The sequence below is a fragment of the uncultured Muriicola sp. genome (assembly GCF_947258935.1).
Lineage (GTDB): Bacteria > Bacteroidota > Bacteroidia > Flavobacteriales > Flavobacteriaceae > Muriicola.
Window position 1 is genome coordinate 1 of the sequence record NZ_CAMYKH010000127.1, and the last position, 2036, is coordinate 2036.

A 2036-nucleotide genomic window follows, 5' to 3' on the forward strand; every position below is an offset into this window, starting at 1 on the left:
GCCCAATCTTATAGATTACGCAGTTCGTATTCCCCCGGGCAGTAATTCTGATGCCCTGTGTGAAACGATCATTACCTGGCAGCTAGCCGATAAAGAATTTGCCACTCGTGGTTTAGATTCGGACCAGACAGTATCGGCCATTAAGGCAACCGAAAAAATGCTCAACATTATCTAACGAGACAAACAGACTCAACTACATGAAATTAAATATTGCATTATTGGCCGGTGACGGGATTGGCCCAGAAGTTATAGACCAGGCCGTAAAAGTATGTAATGCCATTGCAGAAAAATATCATCATGAACTTAATTGGAGGCCTGCTTTAACGGGTGCTGCAGCCATTGATGCCGTGGGTGACCCCTATCCGGATGAGACACATGAAATTTGTGCCAGTTCTGACGCTGTGTTGTTTGGTGCCATTGGACATCCAAGGTTCGATAATGATCCGTCTGCTAAGGTAAGACCTGAGCAAGGTCTTTTAAGAATGCGCCAAAAACTGGGGCTATATGCCAATGTTAGGCCCACATTTACCTTCCCATCACTCATTGATAAATCTCCATTAAAACGAGAACGCATTGAAGGCACCGATCTGGTTTTTCTTCGTGAACTTACCGGGGGTATCTATTTTGGCAAAAGAGGCAGAGAAGACAATGGCAATACTGCATATGATACCTGTACCTATACCCGTAAAGAAGTGCAGCGTCTTGCAAAAAAAGGCTTTGAGATGGCAATGAAGCGCTCCGGGAAATTATGCTGCGTAGATAAAGCCAATGTACTGGAATCTTCCCGTTTATGGCGGGAAACTGTTCAGGCCATGGAAAAGGACTATCCTGAAGTAACTGTTAGCTATGAGTTTGTAGATGCGGTTGCCATGCGTTTAGTACAATGGCCAAATGCCTATGATGTTTTGATCACCGAGAATCTATTTGGGGACATTCTTACAGATGAAGCTTCTGTGATCTCAGGATCTATGGGATTAATGCCCTCAGCATCTATAGGAGACTCTATAGGGCTTTATGAGCCTATTCATGGTTCATATCCACAGGCAGCAGGAAAAGACATCGCTAATCCGCTAGCAACAATTTTATCTGCGGCAATGATGTTCGAGGATTTTGATCTAATGGACGAGGCTGCGGCTATCCGCGATGTGGTAAACAGATCACTTGAAGAAGGAATAGTTACCGAAGATCTTGCCGAAGGCGGGAAAGCTTATAAAACCAGTGAAGTAGGTGAATGGCTTGCCAAGCACCTCTAGCCAATCATTTTATATCCCTATTTTACAAGATATACTCCGTACTCGTAAAGTTAGATAGTTTGGTCTCCAACAGCTGATTTACAGTTTCTACGTTGATCTCATTATCCTTAAAGGCAAGAAGTGTTCGTATAGAAAATGAGCGCAAAGCATCATGAACACTTAGTGTAGATTGAGCAGAATCTTTTCTTCCCGTAAACGGGTACACGTCCGGTCCACGTTGACAGGAACTATTAAGGTTTACTCTGCAAACAAGATTTGCCAAGGTATCTATCAAAGGCGCCAGAGCATAGACATCCTTTCCAAAAAGACTCACCTGCTGGCCATAATTACTTGCCGCCATATCATCTAACGGCTCTTCAATGTCCTGAAAAGAGAGCACAGGGATCACCGGCCCAAATTGCTCTTCCTGATATACACGCATATCCTTGGTGACAGGGTATAGCACCGCTGGCCAGATATAATTATCAAAATGCTTCCCTCCTTTTTTATTGATGATCTTAGCGCCTTTTGCGAGGGCGTCATCTATAAGTTCTTGAATATAAGCCGGTTTATCTGGCTCTGGTAAAGGAGTTAATTTTGCTCCTTTATCCCAGGGATTACCAAATTTCATAGCATCTACACGAGTAGCGAATTCTTCAAGAAACTTTTTACGCACCTCTTCGTGTACATATACGATCTTAAGTGCGGTACAGCGCTGTCCGTTGAAAGACAATGTTCCCGTAAGGCATTCTTCAATGGTAAGGTCCATATCAGCATCAGGCAAAATGATAGCAGGATTCTTTG

Annotated in this window: 3 protein-coding genes; 2 read left to right on the top strand and 1 reads right to left on the bottom strand. The window is 43.5% G+C overall.

Annotation, left to right across the window (positions count from 1 at the left end; genetic code table 11):
* Both Q0X72_RS13475 and leuB read left to right on the top strand, forming a co-directional pair.
* Positions 1-175: alpha-isopropylmalate synthase regulatory domain-containing protein (locus tag Q0X72_RS13475; RefSeq protein WP_297766476.1), on the top strand; the 175-nt coding region annotated here is incomplete at its 5' end.
* Positions 176-197: 22 nt separating this feature from the next.
* Entirely contained in the window at positions 198-1253 is a 1056-nt protein-coding gene (leuB, locus tag Q0X72_RS13480) for a 3-isopropylmalate dehydrogenase (RefSeq protein ID WP_297766461.1), read from the top strand.
* Between the two features lie 22 nt (positions 1254-1275).
* On the opposite strand, the gene Q0X72_RS13485 is transcribed toward leuB, so the two are convergent.
* The coding region (locus Q0X72_RS13485) for an aldehyde dehydrogenase family protein (protein WP_297766464.1) at positions 1276-2036 on the bottom strand (761 nt) is incomplete at its 5' end.